This window comes from Brevibacterium sp. MGP-B1 (assembly GCF_057766545.1).
Genome location: NZ_CM173407.1, coordinates 133,343 through 149,574 on the forward strand (window position 1 = coordinate 133,343; position 16,232 = coordinate 149,574).

The 16,232-nt window shown below is 65.6% G+C and carries 17 protein-coding genes; 10 read left to right on the top strand and 7 right to left on the bottom strand.

The genetic code is table 11. The annotated features are described in order from the left end of the window. The first annotated feature begins 27 nt into the window (after nucleotides 1–27). Both AC3CD9_RS00570 and AC3CD9_RS00575 read left to right on the top strand, forming a co-directional pair. Entirely contained in the window at nucleotides 28–561 is a 534-nt protein-coding gene (locus tag AC3CD9_RS00570; RefSeq protein WP_488365822.1) for an O-acetyl-ADP-ribose deacetylase, read from the top strand. Between the two features lie 4 nt (nucleotides 562–565). Continuing rightward, nucleotides 566–919: a VOC family protein gene (locus AC3CD9_RS00575; RefSeq protein ID WP_488365823.1), complete on the top strand. Its 354-nt coding sequence runs from the start codon at nucleotides 566–568 to the stop codon at nucleotides 917–919. Nucleotides 920–937: 18 nt separating this feature from the next. Here AC3CD9_RS00575 and AC3CD9_RS00580 read toward each other — a convergent pair whose 3' ends face one another. The 3 genes from AC3CD9_RS00580 to AC3CD9_RS00590 form a co-directional block, all read right to left on the bottom strand. Continuing rightward, nucleotides 938–1,189 carry a hypothetical protein gene (locus AC3CD9_RS00580; protein ID WP_488365824.1) on the bottom strand — a complete coding sequence of 84 codons (252 nt, stop codon included), beginning with the start codon at nucleotides 1,187–1,189 and terminating at the stop codon, nucleotides 938–940. Between the two features lie 121 nt (nucleotides 1,190–1,310). Continuing rightward, the gene (locus tag AC3CD9_RS00585; RefSeq protein ID WP_488365825.1) at nucleotides 1,311–1,991 is read right to left on the bottom strand and encodes a response regulator; all 681 of its coding nucleotides are present in this window, start codon (nucleotides 1,989–1,991) and stop codon (nucleotides 1,311–1,313) included. Beyond that, nucleotides 1,988–3,166, bottom strand: coding sequence for a sensor histidine kinase (locus AC3CD9_RS00590; protein WP_488365826.1), 1,179 nt, complete (start codon nucleotides 3,164–3,166; stop codon nucleotides 1,988–1,990). Before AC3CD9_RS00590 ends, AC3CD9_RS00585 begins: the two co-directional genes overlap by 4 nt. 152 nt (nucleotides 3,167–3,318) lie before the next feature. Here AC3CD9_RS00590 and AC3CD9_RS00595 point away from each other — a divergent pair, with 152 nt between their 5' ends. Together AC3CD9_RS00595 and AC3CD9_RS00600 are read left to right on the top strand one after the other, a co-directional pair. After that, on the top strand, nucleotides 3,319–3,723 hold the full coding sequence (locus tag AC3CD9_RS00595; RefSeq protein ID WP_488365827.1) for a hypothetical protein: 405 nt from the start codon (nucleotides 3,319–3,321) through the stop codon (nucleotides 3,721–3,723). After that, on the top strand, nucleotides 3,720–5,228 hold the full coding sequence (locus AC3CD9_RS00600; RefSeq protein WP_488365828.1) for a multicopper oxidase family protein: 1,509 nt from the start codon (nucleotides 3,720–3,722) through the stop codon (nucleotides 5,226–5,228). Before AC3CD9_RS00595 ends, AC3CD9_RS00600 begins: the two co-directional genes overlap by 4 nt. 213 nt (nucleotides 5,229–5,441) lie before the next feature. Here AC3CD9_RS00600 and AC3CD9_RS00605 read toward each other — a convergent pair whose 3' ends face one another. Further along, the gene (locus tag AC3CD9_RS00605; protein WP_488365829.1) at nucleotides 5,442–6,200 is read right to left on the bottom strand and encodes an SDR family NAD(P)-dependent oxidoreductase; all 759 of its coding nucleotides are present in this window, start codon (nucleotides 6,198–6,200) and stop codon (nucleotides 5,442–5,444) included. A 200-nt stretch (nucleotides 6,201–6,400) separates the two neighbouring features. Here AC3CD9_RS00605 and AC3CD9_RS00610 point away from each other — a divergent pair, with 200 nt between their 5' ends. Further along, nucleotides 6,401–6,979 carry a dihydrofolate reductase family protein gene (locus AC3CD9_RS00610; protein WP_488365830.1) on the top strand — a complete coding sequence of 193 codons (579 nt, stop codon included), beginning with the start codon at nucleotides 6,401–6,403 and terminating at the stop codon, nucleotides 6,977–6,979. Here the strand turns inward: AC3CD9_RS00610 and AC3CD9_RS00615 are convergent. Next, nucleotides 6,960–7,709, bottom strand: coding sequence for a GTP pyrophosphokinase (locus tag AC3CD9_RS00615; protein WP_488365831.1), 750 nt, complete (start codon nucleotides 7,707–7,709; stop codon nucleotides 6,960–6,962). The genes AC3CD9_RS00610 and AC3CD9_RS00615 overlap by 20 nt on opposite strands. Before the next feature lie 63 nt (nucleotides 7,710–7,772). Here AC3CD9_RS00615 and AC3CD9_RS00620 point away from each other — a divergent pair, with 63 nt between their 5' ends. Next, nucleotides 7,773–8,036: a DUF2277 domain-containing protein gene (locus tag AC3CD9_RS00620; protein ID WP_488365832.1), complete on the top strand. Its 264-nt coding sequence runs from the start codon at nucleotides 7,773–7,775 to the stop codon at nucleotides 8,034–8,036. Next, nucleotides 8,033–8,419, top strand: a complete 387-nt coding sequence (locus tag AC3CD9_RS00625) for a DUF1304 domain-containing protein (protein ID WP_488365833.1) — start codon at nucleotides 8,033–8,035, stop codon at nucleotides 8,417–8,419. Before AC3CD9_RS00620 ends, AC3CD9_RS00625 begins: the two co-directional genes overlap by 4 nt. A 16-nt stretch (nucleotides 8,420–8,435) precedes the next feature. Here the strand turns inward: AC3CD9_RS00625 and AC3CD9_RS00630 are convergent, their stop codons facing one another. Beyond that, nucleotides 8,436–9,206 (bottom strand): IclR family transcriptional regulator, encoded by a 771-nt coding sequence (locus AC3CD9_RS00630; RefSeq protein WP_488365834.1) that lies wholly within the window; start codon nucleotides 9,204–9,206, stop codon nucleotides 8,436–8,438. Between the two features lie 184 nt (nucleotides 9,207–9,390). Here AC3CD9_RS00630 and AC3CD9_RS00635 point away from each other — a divergent pair, with 184 nt between their 5' ends. From AC3CD9_RS00635 to AC3CD9_RS00645, 3 genes are read left to right on the top strand one after another with little or no spacing between them, the layout of a single operon-like run. Further along, a complete protein-coding gene (locus AC3CD9_RS00635) occupies nucleotides 9,391–10,848 on the top strand; it encodes a benzaldehyde dehydrogenase (protein ID WP_488365835.1) in 1,458 nt (485 codons plus the stop codon). Between the two features lie 28 nt (nucleotides 10,849–10,876). Beyond that, nucleotides 10,877–12,157: an MFS transporter gene (locus AC3CD9_RS00640; RefSeq protein ID WP_488365836.1), complete on the top strand. Its 1,281-nt coding sequence runs from the start codon at nucleotides 10,877–10,879 to the stop codon at nucleotides 12,155–12,157. Between the two features lie 51 nt (nucleotides 12,158–12,208). Next, entirely contained in the window at nucleotides 12,209–13,375 is a 1,167-nt protein-coding gene (locus AC3CD9_RS00645; protein WP_488365837.1) for a PrpF domain-containing protein, read from the top strand. A 3-nt stretch (nucleotides 13,376–13,378) separates the two neighbouring features. On the opposite strand, the gene AC3CD9_RS00650 is transcribed toward AC3CD9_RS00645, so the two are convergent. Further along, a complete protein-coding gene (locus AC3CD9_RS00650; protein ID WP_488365838.1) occupies nucleotides 13,379–16,051 on the bottom strand; it encodes an ExeM/NucH family extracellular endonuclease in 2,673 nt (890 codons plus the stop codon). Nucleotides 16,052–16,232 lie beyond the last annotated feature (181 nt).

Below are 16,232 nucleotides of genomic sequence, written 5' to 3' on the forward strand. Positions count from 1 at the left end.
GTCAGTGTCGATGCCTAGACTCAAGACATGAAGATCACGGTTCTCGAAGGCGATATCACCGAGGTGGCCGTCGACGCGATCGTCAACGCCGCGAATTCGTCTCTGCTCGGTGGCGGCGGAGTCGACGGAGCCATCCACCGCGCGGCCGGTCCCGCGCTCCTCGAAGCCTGCCGCGAGGTCAGGCAGACCACACATGTGCGCGGTCTGCCGCCGGGCCAGGCCGTGGCCACCTCGGCGGGGGAGCTGCCTGTCCGCTGGGTCATCCACACGGTCGGACCGAATCGGAACGCGGGCGAGGCCGATCCTGAAATCCTCGAGTCCTGTTTCGAATCGAGCCTCAACCTCGCCGAGGAGCTCGGCGCTTCCTCGATCGCGTTCCCGGCCATCGGCGGCGGAGTCTACGGCTGGTCGCCCAGGGACGTCGCCGAGGCGGCTCACTCCGTGATCGTCGACGGACGGTCCCGCGGACGCTGGGAATCGATCGACGAGATGCAATTCGTTCTCTTCAGCGATCAGATGACCAGCGTGTTCTGCCAGGTCTTCGACCACGATCAGTGGTGATGCCATGAAGGTCAACAGGGTCATTGCGGACATCGCGGTCGACGACCTCGACGCCGCGCGGGAGTTCTATGCGGGCTTCCTCGGGCTGAGCAGCGAGGAATTCAATCTCGGCTGGGTCGCACGTTTCACCTCGCCGGATACCGGTGCCAGCGTGCAGGTGCTCACCGACGATGAAACCGGGCAGACGAATCCCGTGGCTTCGGTGCTCGTCGAGGACGTCGATGCCGCCTACGCCGAAGCTCAGGAACAAGGCATCGAGATCGTCCACCCGCTCACCCACGAGGAATGGGGAGTACGGCGGTTCTTCGTCCGCGCACCCGACGGCAACGTGTTCAATATCGTCGCGCACCCGGAGTGAACCCACTAGAAGCAGTGTTCACGCTGCCCTGTGCCGCACCCTGTGTACGACCGCCACTGCCAGTGCGCTGATGGCGCATCCGGCGGCGATGAGCAGCGGGATTCCGGAGACGGCGGCCTCGACGACATATTCGGGGCCGGTCTGCAGAACCGGACCGACGACTTTGACGAGGAGGAAACCGAGGACGCCGATGAAGAGGAACAGCGCCGCCCTCTTGCCGAGGACCACCGCCAGGGGCTTCGGATACTGATAGGTCTGTGTCGTGCTCATGGTCGATCACCTGATGTTTTCGTCCACGGTCCAAACCATTTGGGCTGTGCCTGCCACGCTACGCCTGCAAGCAGAGTGTGCACTGGGGGATCTGAGGACGTTCGATGGGAGCAGCCGGCGATCACCCGCGTGAAGCACTGCCCGGTCGAACCAGCCCCGTCTCATAGGCGAGCACGATGAGCGCGGCACGGTCCCGGGCATCGAGACGAGTGAGCAGACGACTGACATAGGTGCGAGCAGTGGCGGGGCTGAGGAAGAGTTCGGCAGCAATCTCGTCATTGGTCAGCCCCCGCCCGATTCCGCTGAGGACCTCGACCTCCCGCTCAGTCAGCTCATCGAGCCCATGCCCGTGCGGATCGGGACAATGCCCCTCCGCGACGACCCGCATGACCGAAGCGGTGACAGATGGAGACAACAGGGCATCGCCGGCGGCGACCGTGCGGATCGCGCCGCGCAGATCGTCGGGAGAGACGTCCTTGAGCAGGTAGCCTGCAGCACCGGCGCGGATGGCGGCGAAGACGTTCTCGTCCTCGTCGAAGGTGGTGAGCATGAGCACCCTGACCCCGTTCAGCGCACCATCGGCGACGATGGCCTGCGTCGCCTCGATCCCGTCCATCACGGGCATGCGGATGTCCATGAGCACGACATCGGGGCGCAGCTCCCGCACATGCGACAGCCCTGACCTCCCGTCCGCCGCCTCGGCGACGACCGAGATGTCTCCGTCGCGTTCGGCCAATGGCCGCAGACCGGCCCGGACCAGCTCCTGATCGTCGACGATGACGACGCGGATCGCCTCGGTCATTCGTCCTCCTCCACGTCGATCGGCAGGTGCGCTGTCACAGTGAACCCTTCACCGTTCGGTCCGGCACCGAGGCGTCCCCCGAGCAGCCCCGCCCGTTCCGTCATCCCGCGGATGCCGGCACCGGCGGCCGTGTCTGCGGACCCGCCGTGACCGTCATCGTGGATGCGCACGTTGAGCTCGTCACCGTGCACCTGCGCGGAGACGTTGGCTGCGCTCGCCCCGGAATGGCGGAGCACGTTCGTCACCGACTCCTGGACGATCCGAAATGCCGCGGCGTCGACAGCCCGCGGCAGCCGTGCCGGATCGACCCCGAGGTCGACCGTGACGTCGAGGCCGGCGGCTCGGGCCGCCTCGATGACGGAGGAGATCGAAGCCAACCCCAGCGCCGAGGCGGGTCCCGGGTCGGTCTCGCCCGCGGACTCCTCGCGGAGGACCTTGACCGTGCGACGCAGCTCCCGCAGCGCCTCCGAGGTGGCACCGCGCACCCGTTCGAGTGCGGCCGCACGGTCGTCAGGGTCCACGGCCTCGGCCGCCACGGAGGTGTGCAGGGAAGCCACGGACAGAGTGTGTCCGATCGTGTCGTGAAGGTCGCGGGCGATGCGCACTCGTTCGGAGTGCATCCGCGCCTCGGCGGCTCGGGACTCCTCGGCCGTGGTGAGGGCGGTGATGCGCGCCGACTGCGTACGGGTCTCCCGGATCAAGCGGACCACGGACCCCAGCGCAATGGCGGCGGCTGCCAGGGCAAGTTCGGTGACGAAGCCGTAGCCGGTCAGTTGGGCACGCGGATCGAGGTCATCGAACCGGTAGAACGTCGACACGGCAATCAGGATCGCGGCACCGAGCACCGCCCACGAGGTGCGCCGAACCTCGGCAGTCGAGTAGAGAGCACCGACGGCGGGTAAGACCATACCGATCGGCGGCAGATTCAGGGCGTAGTAGGCGAAGATTCCGAACACGGTCACGGCCAGAACGGTCAGCGGCAGACGGCGACGCAGGAGCATCAGGGCACCGAAGCCGATGGCCCAGGCGACGCCGGGCAGCGGGGAGGACTCGGCATCGGCGGCGATGACCAGCGAGATCACCAGGGTCACCGCAACCGCCAGGGAGGCATCGGTCAGCCACGGTTCGAGGCGCTCGCGCTCCTCACCCGTCTCACTCACAACTGCCGAACCCATAGTCCAAGACTACGGAGCAAACGCGTCCGCCGCAGTCGTTCGGCGTCGATCGGGCAATCGCCTGCAGGCGACTCGAGCCTCGCCTCGGGGCGGGCGGAACTGACGCCTCAGCGTCGATGTGGCAGACCCGGCCGGCCGGAAGAGTAGAGGACATGAATACGACAACAGATTCGAAACGTCCCCTGTCCTGGCCGCTCATCGTCGGTCTCTCCTCTCTGGCACTGCTGTGGCCGCTGACCGGACTGTGGCCCATCCTCGGTGACGGTGCCGTCCGCGCCTTCATCCTGCTCGGTCTCACCGGAGCGGTGTGGATCGGGACCGTCGGCTTCGCCCGCGTTGCTCGGCCCGTACTCACCCTGACGATCTGCGGTGCGGCGCACGGCTTCCTCACCCTCGCATTCGGCGGACTGCTCGCCGGGACCGGGCTGATCAGCAGCGGGCCGGCAGTGTTCATGGCACTCATCCCGAGCCTCGGAATGGGCGCCGGGATCGGCGCCCTCACCGGACTGGCAGCCTTCGGAATCCAGGCGATGCTCGGGAAGCGGGAGCAGCGATGAGACGGCGCCCGCACGCCTCGGTTGCGGCCGGGGCCGCTGTCGCGGTGGTCGTCGCGGTCGGGCTGGCTGCCTGCGGAGTGTCGACTACCTCGGTGACGGAGGCCGAGTTCGACAACGAACTGGCCATCCCGCCGTTGGCGGAATCGACGGTCAAGGGCGGGGTGCGCACCTTCGACCTCACCGCTGAGAAAGGGTCGACGGAGTTCCCCGGTCAGGACGGACCGACGGAGACCTGGGGATTCAACGGGTCATTTCTCGGGCCCACCCTGCGGGCCGAACGCGGGGAGAAGGTCGCCGTCGACGTCGCGAATGACCTCGACGAACCGACGAGCGTGCACTGGCACGGGATGCATCTGCCGGCGAAGACGGACGGCGGTCCGCACCAGATGATCGATCCTGGTCAGACGTGGAAGCCACACTGGACGATCGACCAGCAGGCCTCAACCCTTTGGTACCACCCGCATCCCCACGGGAAGACCGAAGATCACGTGTACAAGGGGTTGGCCGGGATGGTCATCCTCGACGACGATGCCAGCGCCGAGGCTGATCTGCCGGACGAGTACGGCGTCGACGATCTGCCGCTCATCGTCCAGGACAAGTCCTTCGACGATGGTGAGCTCGAGCTCAACGACGACGGGGCCGAACCGGGGATGCTCGGCGACACCGTCATGGTCAACGGCACCATCGGCGGGGTGCAGGAGGTGACATCGGAGAAGGTGCGGCTGCGTCTGCTCAACGGATCGACGGCGAGGACGTACGCCTTCGAATTCCCCGATCGGTCGATGGATCTCATCGCCGGTGACGGCGGACTCCTCGACGAACCCGCCGAGGTCGAACGGCTGAGGTTGGCGCCGGGGGAGCGCGCCGAGGTGGTCGTCGACTTCACCGAGAGTGAGACGGTGCGGATGCGCTCGGCCGAGGTCGATCTCGGCGGGGTGGCGGTGCCGGCGACGATGGGCGGACACGATTCCTTCGACGTACTCGAGTTCCGTGCGGCCGAGACCCTGACGTCTGCTCCGGAACCAGCGTGGTCGCCGTCGTCGCATGCTGGGGACGATGCCCTAGTTGAGGCTGAGGCAGCCACGACCCGGAAGTTCGAACTCGAGGAACGTGAGATCAACGGCGAGCGGATGGACATGAACCGCATCGACGAGGTGGCCTACGTCGGTGACACCGAGGTGTGGGAGGTGCGCAGCAAGCAGCCGATCCCGCACAGCTTCCACATCCACGATGTGCAGTTCGAGGTGCTCTCGGTCGATGGAGAGGCGCCGCCGGTGGAGATGAGCGGAAGGAAGGACACGATCTACCTCGAACCGAACCGCGACTACCGACTGCTCATGCGATTCGAGGATTTCGCCGACCCGACGATGCCGTACATGTATCACTGCCACATGCTGCTGCACGAGGATGAGGGCATGATGGGCCAGTTCGTCGTCATCGAGCGAGGTCAGGAGGCAGAAGTCGGGGTGCCGGCCGGGCACGAAGGTGCAGGGCACGAGCACTGAGGTGGGTCACAATCATTTTGGTGTGACTATGCAGAAATATACCGAGGACGTCCATATGTGCATAGTTGCTAGGTGGTCAGCCCGCCGGGTGCTGTCTCAGTCCGACTGCGGCTCAACTCGAGCAGATGACTCAGGGCGTTCAATGTAACGTGCATGTTCAGAAAACTTGAACATGCACGTTACCTTGAACGCCCGGTGGGTGCGCGGAGGATGTCAGACCGCGGTATAGCCGCCGTCGATGAGGTAGTAGGCGCCGGTGACGAACGAAGCGTCGTCGGAGAGCAGGAACGATACGACCTTTGCGATCTCCTCCGGGGTGCCGAGGCGGCCGAGGGGATGCTTGGCCTTGAGGCCCTCGATGACCTCGGCGTCCAGGCTCGATTCGAGCAGGGGAGTCGTGATGTAGCCGGGGCCGACTGCGTTGATGCGCAAGCCTTCGGCGCCGTACTCGGCGGCGGCATTCTTCGTGATGCCGACGACGCCGTGCTTGGCTGCGGTGTAAGCACCGTTGTTGATCGCGGCGACGGTTCCGTGGACCGAAGCCATATTGACGATCGCCGACTCCGCTGCGCCGGTCTCGAGCATGGCCGGGATCTGGAAGCGCATTCCGTAGAGGACGCCGTTGAGGTTGACGTCGATGACCTTGTCCCACGAATCGAGGTCGGTCTCGCCGACGGGCACCTGCTTGCCGCCGATGCCTGCGTTGTTCACGGCGAAGTTGAGTCCGCCGTAGGTGTCGACGGCGAACTTGACGACCTTTTCCGAGTCCTCCTTCGAGGACGTGTCCTGCTGAATCGCCGAGGCGGTTCCGCCGGCCTCGGTGATCTCGCCGGCGACACGCTCTGCCGCTTCGAGAATGATGTCGGTGAGGACGACCTTCGCGCCCTTGGAGGCGAGGTCCTTGGAGATCGCCTCTCCGAGGCCCGATCCGCCGCCGGTGACGAGTGCGACCTTGTTCGTGAAATCTGCCATGGTGGTGACTCTCTTTCTCGAAAATCTGTGGGACCCTGCTGGTATGGTTCTCACCAGGTGTAACGAGGAAAAGTCCGAGAACATTCCGCTGTGAGTCGTGCTGATTGGTCACACGGAGCATTGATCGAGGCCGTCGGCTGTGGTTCACTGATTGCAATCTGCAATCACTAGCAGAATACACCGCAGCTCGAGGGGGAGCGATGGGAAAAGTGGCATGGGGATTCACCGCCTCGATCGACGGCTTCATCGCCGGGCCGGAGCACGATATGTCGTGGCTATCGGCGTCCGAACCCAACGTCGAAGGCACCACCGAAGACATGGCCTCCAAAGTCGCCGTCATCATCTCCGGCCGGCGCGGCTACGACGCGGCCAAGGCGCAGGCCGATGAACGCGATGAGCTGACCTCCTCTGCCTATGGTGGTGCGTGGTCGGGGACGGAGATCATCCTCACTCATCGTCCCGAGGAATTGGCGGGAGACACCTCGGTGACGGCATTGAACTGCACCATCACCGAGGCGGTCGAACAGGCTCAGCAGATCGCCGGTGACCGTGAAATCCAGATCATCAGCGCCGACATCGCCCGGCAGGCACTCGAGGTCGACCTCATCGACGAACTCCAGGTCTACGTCGCGCCGGTATTCCTTGGTGACGGAACCCGGATCTTCGACGTTCCCGGCGGACGACGGGTCGACTGGGAGCTCGAGACGATCGATACGGCGAACGTCCGCAGCTTCGGCCGGACGTACCGACCCAAGAGGTCTAGCCCTCCCGCCGACTGAGATCCCAGAGGATCCGCAGAGCCTCCTCGTCGAACTCCTCACCGGAATCGACATCCGGTGAACCGCTCCTGACCACGGCGTGGAGGCGTTCCATCTTCCGGTCGAGTTCACTGGCCGCGTCGGCCGCCTCGGTGAGTTCGCCGACGAGACGATCGGGAACGTCGCCGTCGAACTTGTAGTGGATCTTGTGCTCGAGGCTCGCCCAGAAGTCCATCGCGATCGTGCGGATCTGCACCTCGCAGATGACCGGGGTCGGCCCGCTGCGGAGGAACACCGGAACCTCGAGGATCGCGTGCAGGCTGCGGTAGCCGTTGGGCTTCGGATCTGCGATGTAGTCCTTGACCTCGACGAGGCGGACGTCGTTCTGCGCGGTCAGCAGCTCGAGCACATGATAGGTATCGGCGATGAAGCTGCAGGTGATGCGAATGCCCGCGATGTCGGTGATCTCGCGGCGGATGTTCTCGGTGTCGAGCGGCAGGCCCCGACGATGGACTTTCTCCAGCAGGCTCCGCGGCGACTTCACGCGAGAGGAGATGTGCTCGATCGGGTTGTAGCTGCGCGTGTGGACGGACTCCTCGCGCAGGATCGAGATCTTCGTGAGCACCTCGTCGATGACGAAGCGGTGGTGCATGATCAATTGGGACAATTCCAGGCGCAGCTGACGGATGCTCTCGATCTGCTGCGGTGTCAGGGCAGTCTCTGCTGGCGGCATCTCTCTCCCGATCTCCATTGTGGCCTCAGTGTATCGGCGGAGCATCTGTTCTGCGTCAGTGCCGAGGAGTACCGTTTTGGCATGTGCAGAAACATCAGGACCCTCCATAATTTCGAACCCGCCGCCACCTCCGACGAAGTCCACGCCGCCGCACTGCAGTACGTACGCAAGATCGCCGGCACGACGAAGCCCTCGCAGGCCAATGCCGAAGCCTTCGACGCCGCTGTCAAGGAGATCGCGCACACCACCCAGCACCTCCTCGATGCGCTGGTGACGAACGCGCCGCCGAAGAATCGAGAGGAGGAAGCGGAGAAGCGACGAGCGAGATTCGCAGCTCGCGCATGACGATCGCCGGACTCGTCCTCGCCGGCCTCGCCGCCGCCCTGCACGTCTTCATCTTCTACCTGGAGTCCATCGCCTGGACGAGTCCGCGTGCCCGCGCCACGTTCGGCACCACCGAGGCCGAGGCCACGGCGACGAAGTCCCTGGCCTTCAACCAGGGCTTCTACAATCTCTTCTTGGCCCTCGCTGTGTTCATCGGCCTCATCGTCTTCGGTGCAGGTTCTGCCGCGGTCGGTCTCACCCTCGTCTTCGTCGGGGCAGGATCGATGCTCGCCGCAGCGCTGGTGCTCGCGCTCTCAAGCCGTGAGCTGCTCGCCTCCGCTCTCAAGCAGGGCACGCTGCCGCTGCTTGGTGTGCTCTGCCTGATCGTCGGAATGCTGGTCTGAGTCGCAGCGATCCGGTTCAGCCGGCGAACCGCTGATCGGCCGTGAGGTCCTGCGTGATCCTCGCCGAGGCGGTCCGTAGGACCCGCATGATCGCGGGCACGCCTTTCCGGTGCTCCGAATCGATGACGACGCCGAGCCCGGCGATCGCCGCCCCGCCGGCGTCGAAGACGGGAACCGTGATGCCTGTCGTGCCCTCATCGATATGGCCGGAGAGCTCCGCGAAATGGTGAGAGCGGATGGAAGTGAACATCTTGCGCAGAGCTGCGGGATCCGTTGTCGTCTTCTCCGTGATGGCAGTCAGCGGCCCCCGCAGATACGCCTCACGCACGTGTTTGGGCGCATAAGCCAAGAGCACGAGTCCGCAGGACGACGCATGAGCGGGCAGCCGACCAGCGGTCTTCGAGCGGTGGATGACCGCGTTCGGCGCCGACATGCGCTCGATGATGAGCACCTCGCGTTCCCGCAGGATGCCCAACTGCGTGTTCTCGCCGACGAACTCGTGCACACCCATCATGTGCGGTCTGGCCACCGAAGCCAGATCGACGGCATCCGAAGCCCGGTTCGACAGCTCCCACATCCCGACTCCGATCCGGATGCGCCCATTGGGGTCGCGTTGGAGCAGATCGTGACGCATCATCTCGCCGATGAGTCGGTAGGCCGTCGACTTCGGCAGTTCGGCACGCTCGGCGATCTCGTCGGTGGCCAGGCTCTGATGGTCCGGGTCGAAGGATGCGAGCACGCGCACGAGCCGATCGATCATCGAGTCGCCGGAAGGAGAGTTCGCCATGCCTCGGATTCTAGCGGTTCTCCATCGAAATTCTCAATGAATGGGAGCGTTGTGGCTTCGGGTGGTGCGGGTCACTACTCTGACGAGAGGTGCACCACAGTCCTTCGTCGACTGTGCCCGCAGATCGGTTCGTTGCACGGAACCACAGACATGACCCGCCCCGACAAAGAAGTGAGGACAGACAATGACTGATTTCCTGGGAACCGACTGGCACGAGAAGATCTTCACCGGCACCTGGACCGCCGGCTCCGGAGAGACCTACGACGTCATCGAACCGGCCACCGGTGAGACCCTCGGCCGTCTCGGTGCCGCCAGCGCCGACGACGTGAACACCGCCGCCACGCGAGCCGCCGATGCACAGAAGGAATGGGCGAAGACCACCCCGGCCGAACGGGCCGCAGTGCTGCGCCGCGCCGGTGCCCTGTGGGCCGAACACGCCGAAGAGCTCTCCGGATGGATCATCCGCGAAGCCGGCTCCATCCCGCCGAAGGCCGCACTCGAGATCTCCTCCGCCGAAGCCATCTGCTTCGAATCCTCCGCCTTGCCAAGCCACCCCAAGGGGCAGGTGCTCACCTCGAACGAACCCCGTTGGTCCTTTGCCCGCCGAGTGCCCGCCGGAGTTGTCTCCGTCATCGCCCCGTTCAACTTCCCCCTCATCCTCGCCATGCGCTCCGTCGCCCCGGCCCTGGCCCTGGGCAACGCGGTCCTGCTCAAGCCGGACCCCCGCACCGCCGTGTGCGCCGGAGTGGCGATCGCGAAGGTCTTCGCCGAGGCGGGACTGCCCGAAGGACTGCTCCAGGTCCTGCCCGGCGGCCTCGACGCCGGTGAAGCCGTCGTCGCCGCACCCGAGGTCTCCGTCATCTCGTTTACCGGCTCCACCGCGGCCGGACGCAAGGTCGGCGAAGCCGCCGGTCGCCTCCTCAAGCGCTGCCACCTCGAGCTCGGGGGCAACAATGCGCTCGTCGTCCTTCCTGGTGCCGAGGTCGGTCCGGCCACCTCGGCGGGGGCCTTCGGATCGTGGATGCACCAAGGCCAGATCTGCATGACCACAGGCCGCCACCTCGTCCACGAATCCATCTACGACGAATACGTCGAACAGCTGGCCGAACGCGCCCGCAATCTGCCGGTGGGCAACCCCGCCACCGAGGAGGTTGCGATCGGACCGATCATCGACGAGAAACAGCGCACCCACGTCCGCGACATCCTCGACAAAGCCACCGCCGACGGCGCCACACTCGTCGCCGGCGGGCCGGGCGACGGGGCCTTCGTCCCGCCCACGGTGCTCACGGATCTCAGCCCCTCGAACCCCGCCTGGGCGCAGGAGATCTTCGGACCCGTCGCCCCGGTGGCCCGCTTCTCCACCCTCGAAGAAGCCGCCGAGATGGTCAACGCCAGCGAATACGGTCTCTCCTTGGGCATCCTCGGCGATGTGGGTCTGGCCATGGACCTGGCCGACCTCGTCGACACCGGGAAGATCCACATCAACGAACAGACCGTCTCCGATGAGGCCAACGTCCCCTTCGGTGGGATGAAGGACTCCGGCAACGGATCCCGTTTCGGCGGGGCTGAGGCCAATATCGAAGCCTTCACCGAAACCCAATGGGTGACAATGCGTTCGTCCATCGCGCCCTACCCGTTCTGACCTGCACGACAACGCCCCGGAGACACCGATGTCCGCAACCACCCCATCCGCATCCACGACCGGTTCCGCCTCGGCGGGCCGCTGGCCGGCCGTCCTGTGCTGGCTGGCTGTCGCTTTGGAGGGCTTCGACCTCGTCGTCCTCGGCGCGGTCATCCCCGAGCTGCTGGCCACCGAGGCCCTCGGATTCACCCCCGAGGCGGCCACGATGGTGGCCACGCTCAGTCTCGTGGGCGTTGGCCTCGGCGCCGTATCCGTCGGGCCCGTCGTCGACCGGATCGGACGACGGTGGGCGATCATCGGCTGCGTCATCGGCTTCAGCGTCTTCACCCTGCTCGTCGCGTTCGCTCCGAACGTCGCACTGTTCACCACCTACCGATTCATCGCCGGACTGTTCCTCGGCGCCGTGATGCCCAGCGCGCTCGCCTACATCAGCGAGTACAACAAGTCGGGTAAGACCGGCAAGGCCACGACCCTGACGATGACCGGCTACCACGCCGGCGCCGTCGCGATCTCCCTGCTCGCCGTCGCCTACTCCCACAACTGGCACCTGCTCTTCCTCGCCGGCGGAATCGCCGGCCTCGTCATGGTGCCCCTCCTGATCTGGAAGCTGCCCGAATCCGAGGTCTTCCTCATCGCTCAGGAGCTCAAACGCAACCCCGTAGCCGCGCAGGCGGTGGACGCCGACGCCGCCGATCCGTCCGGCACCGTCGATGCACAGGCGAAGACCGGAATGGCGGGACTCTTCGAGGGCAAGCTGGCGTTGGTGACCATCGGCGTGTGGGCAGCGAGCTTCATGGGACTTCTGCTGGTCTACGGACTCAACACCTGGCTGCCGAAGATCATGGCCGACGCCGGCTACGAGGTCTCGGATTCGCTGGTCATGCTCTTCGTCATGAACATCGGCGCCGTCGTCGGACTCGTCCTGGCCGGCTGGCTGGCCGACAAGCACGGGACGAAGAAGATCGTGCTCATGTGGTTCGTCCTCGCAGCCATCTTCCTCGCCGCACTGTCGATCCCGATGACCAGCCAGGTGCTGCTCAACATCGCGGTGTTCATCACCGGAGTCTTCGTCTTCTCCGCCCAGGTGCTCGTCTACGCCTTCGTCTCGGCCATCTACCCGGCTCAGGCCCGCGGCACCGCGCTGGGCATGGCTTCGGGCATCGGGCGGATCGGTGCCATCGTCGGTCCGTTCATCACCGGCGCCCTCGTCACCGCGGGCATCGCCTATCCGTGGGGCTTCTACCTCTTCGCCGTCGTGGCAGTCCTCGGGTTCGCTGCCATGGCGATCGTGCCGCGGACGGTGCGGTGAGGCCGCCGGCATCCGTGAAGTGGCGTCAGTGGGGTTCGCTACTCTGAAAGCATGACTCGGTGGATCGATGCCACGTTCGTTCGCGGCGGCACAAGCAAGGGACTCTTCTTCAGCGAATCCGCGCTGCCGTCGCTGAACGCGGACGGGGACACGGCGGAGTGGGACTCGATCTTCTGCCAGGCGATGGGCTCGCCCGATCCGTTCGGCCGTCAGCTCGACGGAATGGGCGGGGGAATCTCCTCGCTGTCGAAGATCGTCGTCGTGGCCGCCTCGGCGAGGGATGGGGTCGACCTCGACTACACGTTCGGTCAGGTCTCCGTCACCGAGGCGGCCGTCGACTATTCCGGCAACTGCGGAAATCTGTCGTCCGGGGTCGTCCCCTTCGCCTTGTCGGCCGGGCTGGTCTCCGCAGCCGATGGATGGCATGTCTTCCGGCTGTTCAACACGAACACGCAGAAACTTGTCGACGTCGGACTGGGCGTCATCGACGGACAGGCCGACGTTACGGGCGATCTGGTGCTGCCCGGAGTCAGCGGAACGGGCGCACCGGTCGAACTCATCTACCCCGACCCGGGCGGCAGCCGCACCGCCGGACTCCTGCCGACAGGAAAGGCAGCCGAGTCCATCACCGCCGGTGGGGCGATGTTCGAGGTCAGCCTCGTCGACGCCACCCTGCCCGTCGTCATCGTCCCGGGCGCTGCGATCGGACTCAAGGGCACCGAATCTCCGGGGGAGATCGACGCGAACGTGCATGCGATGGGCATGATCGCGGAGCTGCGCCGCAACGCCGCCGTGCGGATGGGTCTGTGTGAGTCACCGGAGGACGCACCGGACGTCGTGCCGAAGGTCGCCGTGGTCACCGCCCCACAGCCCACCCGACGGCTCGACGGAACGACCCTGGCCGCCGAAGAGGCCGACCTGCCCGTGCGAATGATCTCCATGGGGCAGACGCACAAAGCCGTGCCCGGAACCGGAGCCATGTGCCTGGCCACGGCCGCGCAGATCCCGGACACGATCATCAACCGCATCATCCGACGCTCCCGGCCAGGATCTGACACCGGGGACGAAGACAAAAACGTCGGGCCGGAAGTGCGGCTGGCCACCCCTTCGGGCGTCGTCACGGCCGGTGCCGTCTTCGATGCGGACACGGTGACGGCCACCTCCCTCTTCCGCACGGCACGAGTGCTCATGCGAGGGCAGGTGGGCGTCACCGACTAGGCGTCACCAACCGTTGTGGCGACCGTTCTTCCCGGCGTTCTTGCCTCCAGGGTGATCACCGTCGCGGCTGCCCCAATGGTTGCCGTTCTTTCCGCCGTTCTTCCCTGCGTTCTTTCCGCCGGGGTGGTCGCTTGAACCGTCGGCGTCGGCGTTATCCGCAGCGTCTGCTCCGGCGTCGTCGTCCCCGCCTTCATCTGAGGAGTCGAAGAGGCCGACGACGACCGGATCATGGTCGGAAGCCCGGAACTGGTCCGGAGCGAAGAGTTCGCTGACGTTGTAGTTGAAGCGGCTGTATTCGAGGGCCAGGGACTCGACCGAGTTGATGTTCCAGACGTCGGCCCCGGTGACGGAGTCGAAGGCCGTCGCATCCGTGCCTGCCCCGTGCGCTTCGTCCGAGGCGTCGAGGGCGAGGACATGGTCGAGGCTGCCTGTGCGCGAACCGAAGACATACGTGGATTCGTCCGTCTTCTCCGCCGCGATGTCCTTGTATCCGGCCTCGTAGAAGACCTGCATCGGGTCCTCCTGAGTGTAGGAATTGAAATCGCCGAGGAGGTAGACCAGGTCGCTGTTCGCCGCCTCCTGTTGGTCACCGGCAAACCCGACGAGCGCTTCGGCCTGCTTCACGCGATCGGCGTTCGACGCGCCCTGACCGTCACCGGAGTCCTCGTTGCCCGGACCTGACCCGGATCCCTTGGACTTGAAGTGGTTGGAGATCGTCACGAAGGTCTTGTCCTTTTCGATCTCACCGGTACCGTCCTTCGGGGCGAACGCCTGGGACAGGGGTTCGCGGGCATTGGAGAACGCATCCTGATCGTCAAGGATCGTGGATTCGTTCTGCGGGGCCACCTCGGCGGGTTGGTAGATCAATGCCGTGCGGATGACATCCTCATCGGACGGAACGGCGGCAGGGGAGTCGACGAAGTCCCATTTCTCGGTTCCGGCGGCCTTGTTGAGGCGCTTGACCAGGGTCGCCAGCGCGTCGTCGCGGTCCTTGCCGAAGGCGGCGGAATTCTCGATCTCCATGAGCGAGACCACCGAGGCGTCGAGCTTGTTGATCGCGGTGACGATCTTCGTCTCCTGACGCTTGAGACTCTCCGCGTTCGCGGCACCGCGGGCATCGCAGCCGCCGCGGACGGTGATGTGGTTGCCCTCGCGATCGTCGTAGTACTGGCAGCCTGAGAGCTGGTCACCGGTGGTGGTGAAGTAGTTGAGCACGTTGAAGCTGGCGAGGCTGACTTGCCCGCCGACGGCCTCGGGGGCCTCGGTGCGAGTGTCAGTGAAAGTGGTCGGCTGCACAGCCTCGGCGTTATCCCCGGTCAGACGGGTCGTCGGCTGGAATCGCCACTTCTCGTGATCGAAGCCGAGGACGACGGGGGAGGTGAAGTTCGCCTGCGCACCGACACGGACCGGGCCCTCATTACTGAGGTAAGGCAGGGGGATGTCCTTATCGGCCTTGAGGAAGTTCACGGTGGCGCCGTCATCGAGGACGACCTCACGGTCGAGATTCTCGGCTTCCAGAGCCTTCGCCTCGGGGGTGCCGGGGCGGTGAACGTCGGTGGGCTGGTCGAGCGTGCCCTCACCGGTGGCGAGGACGACCTCGCCGTACGTGTTCGTGTTGTAGTTGTCGGCCACGGTCAGCGATTCGCTCGGCTGCAGGAGCATGCCTTCGAGGGATTCGCGCTTCTCATCTCCTGCAGGAAAGGCGTCTTCGACGGGTTTGACCGCCTCGGCGGGTTCGTCGACCGTTTTGAGACCGGACGCGGATACGGAGATCTGGGTCTGACCGTAGTGTTCGGATACAGAGCCGGTGACCTCGACGTGGTCATTGATGTTGATATCGGCGACGGTGTCGGGGGAGTAGACGAAGATGCCGTCGGATGCTGCACCGTCGGCACGGTCGGCCCCGCCGGTGCCCGGAGTCTGGATATAGTAGCCGTTCAGCCCGCCCTCGGGGTAAGCGGCGGTGACGACACCGCGGGTGGTCACGGTTTTGCCTTGGATGGGGCTGGCGTCGCCGGTGCCCTGGACGTCGGCGATCGGCGTGACGCCCTCGGGAGTTTCGCCGTCGTCGCCGTCATCGTCGCCGTCGTCGCTGCTGTCGGGCAGGGCGTTCGGGGTGGGGGCTGCCGACTTCCACGCGTCGCCGGTGAGCTGGATCGACTGGCCGCCGGCGGCAGTCGCGCCGGTCGGTTCGGCTTCCTGGCCGATGACGGGTGCGGGGGTGAAGGTGTTCTTCGTGCCGGTGACGCCCTTGCCGTCGATGACGCCGCCGATCTGCTGGAAGTCGACCAGCTCGCCGTCATCGTCGATGACGAAGGCGCTCGAGCCGTACTCGCCGTCGGCGGCCGAACCGGCCTTGACGGAGTTCGTGATCGACACGTCGATCGCGACGGCACCGGAATCGCCGACCGTCGTGTCCTCGGGCACGGTGACGGTGTTCTCCTGCGCCTGGACGCTGCCGCCGCGTGTCACCGAACCGAAGGTCCACCCGGAGATGTCGGTGCCGGGGTCGGCGGCGACTTCGATGAAGTCGGTCGCGAGGGTGTAGGCGATTTCGGAGATGTGGATGTCGCTGTCTGCGGCGGCATCTGCTGCGACTGCCGGTGCGAGGGGGAGGGCCAGGCCCGCGACGAGGCTGAGCGCCGCGGCGGAAGAGAGGGTGGTCGTGACTTTCATGGGAGCCTTTCGGGCGGATGAGCGGCTGTGCGCCCCGTGACGATCACGTGCGCAGTCCCTTGCACCCTAGCGGCTCACTCATCGACGACAGCGGCGAAGATGTGAACAACTTGTGAACAGTCGAACAGTCCACTGAGTGCCACGGGTGGCACTCATCCTACACAACCCGCCCTGCCCCAGA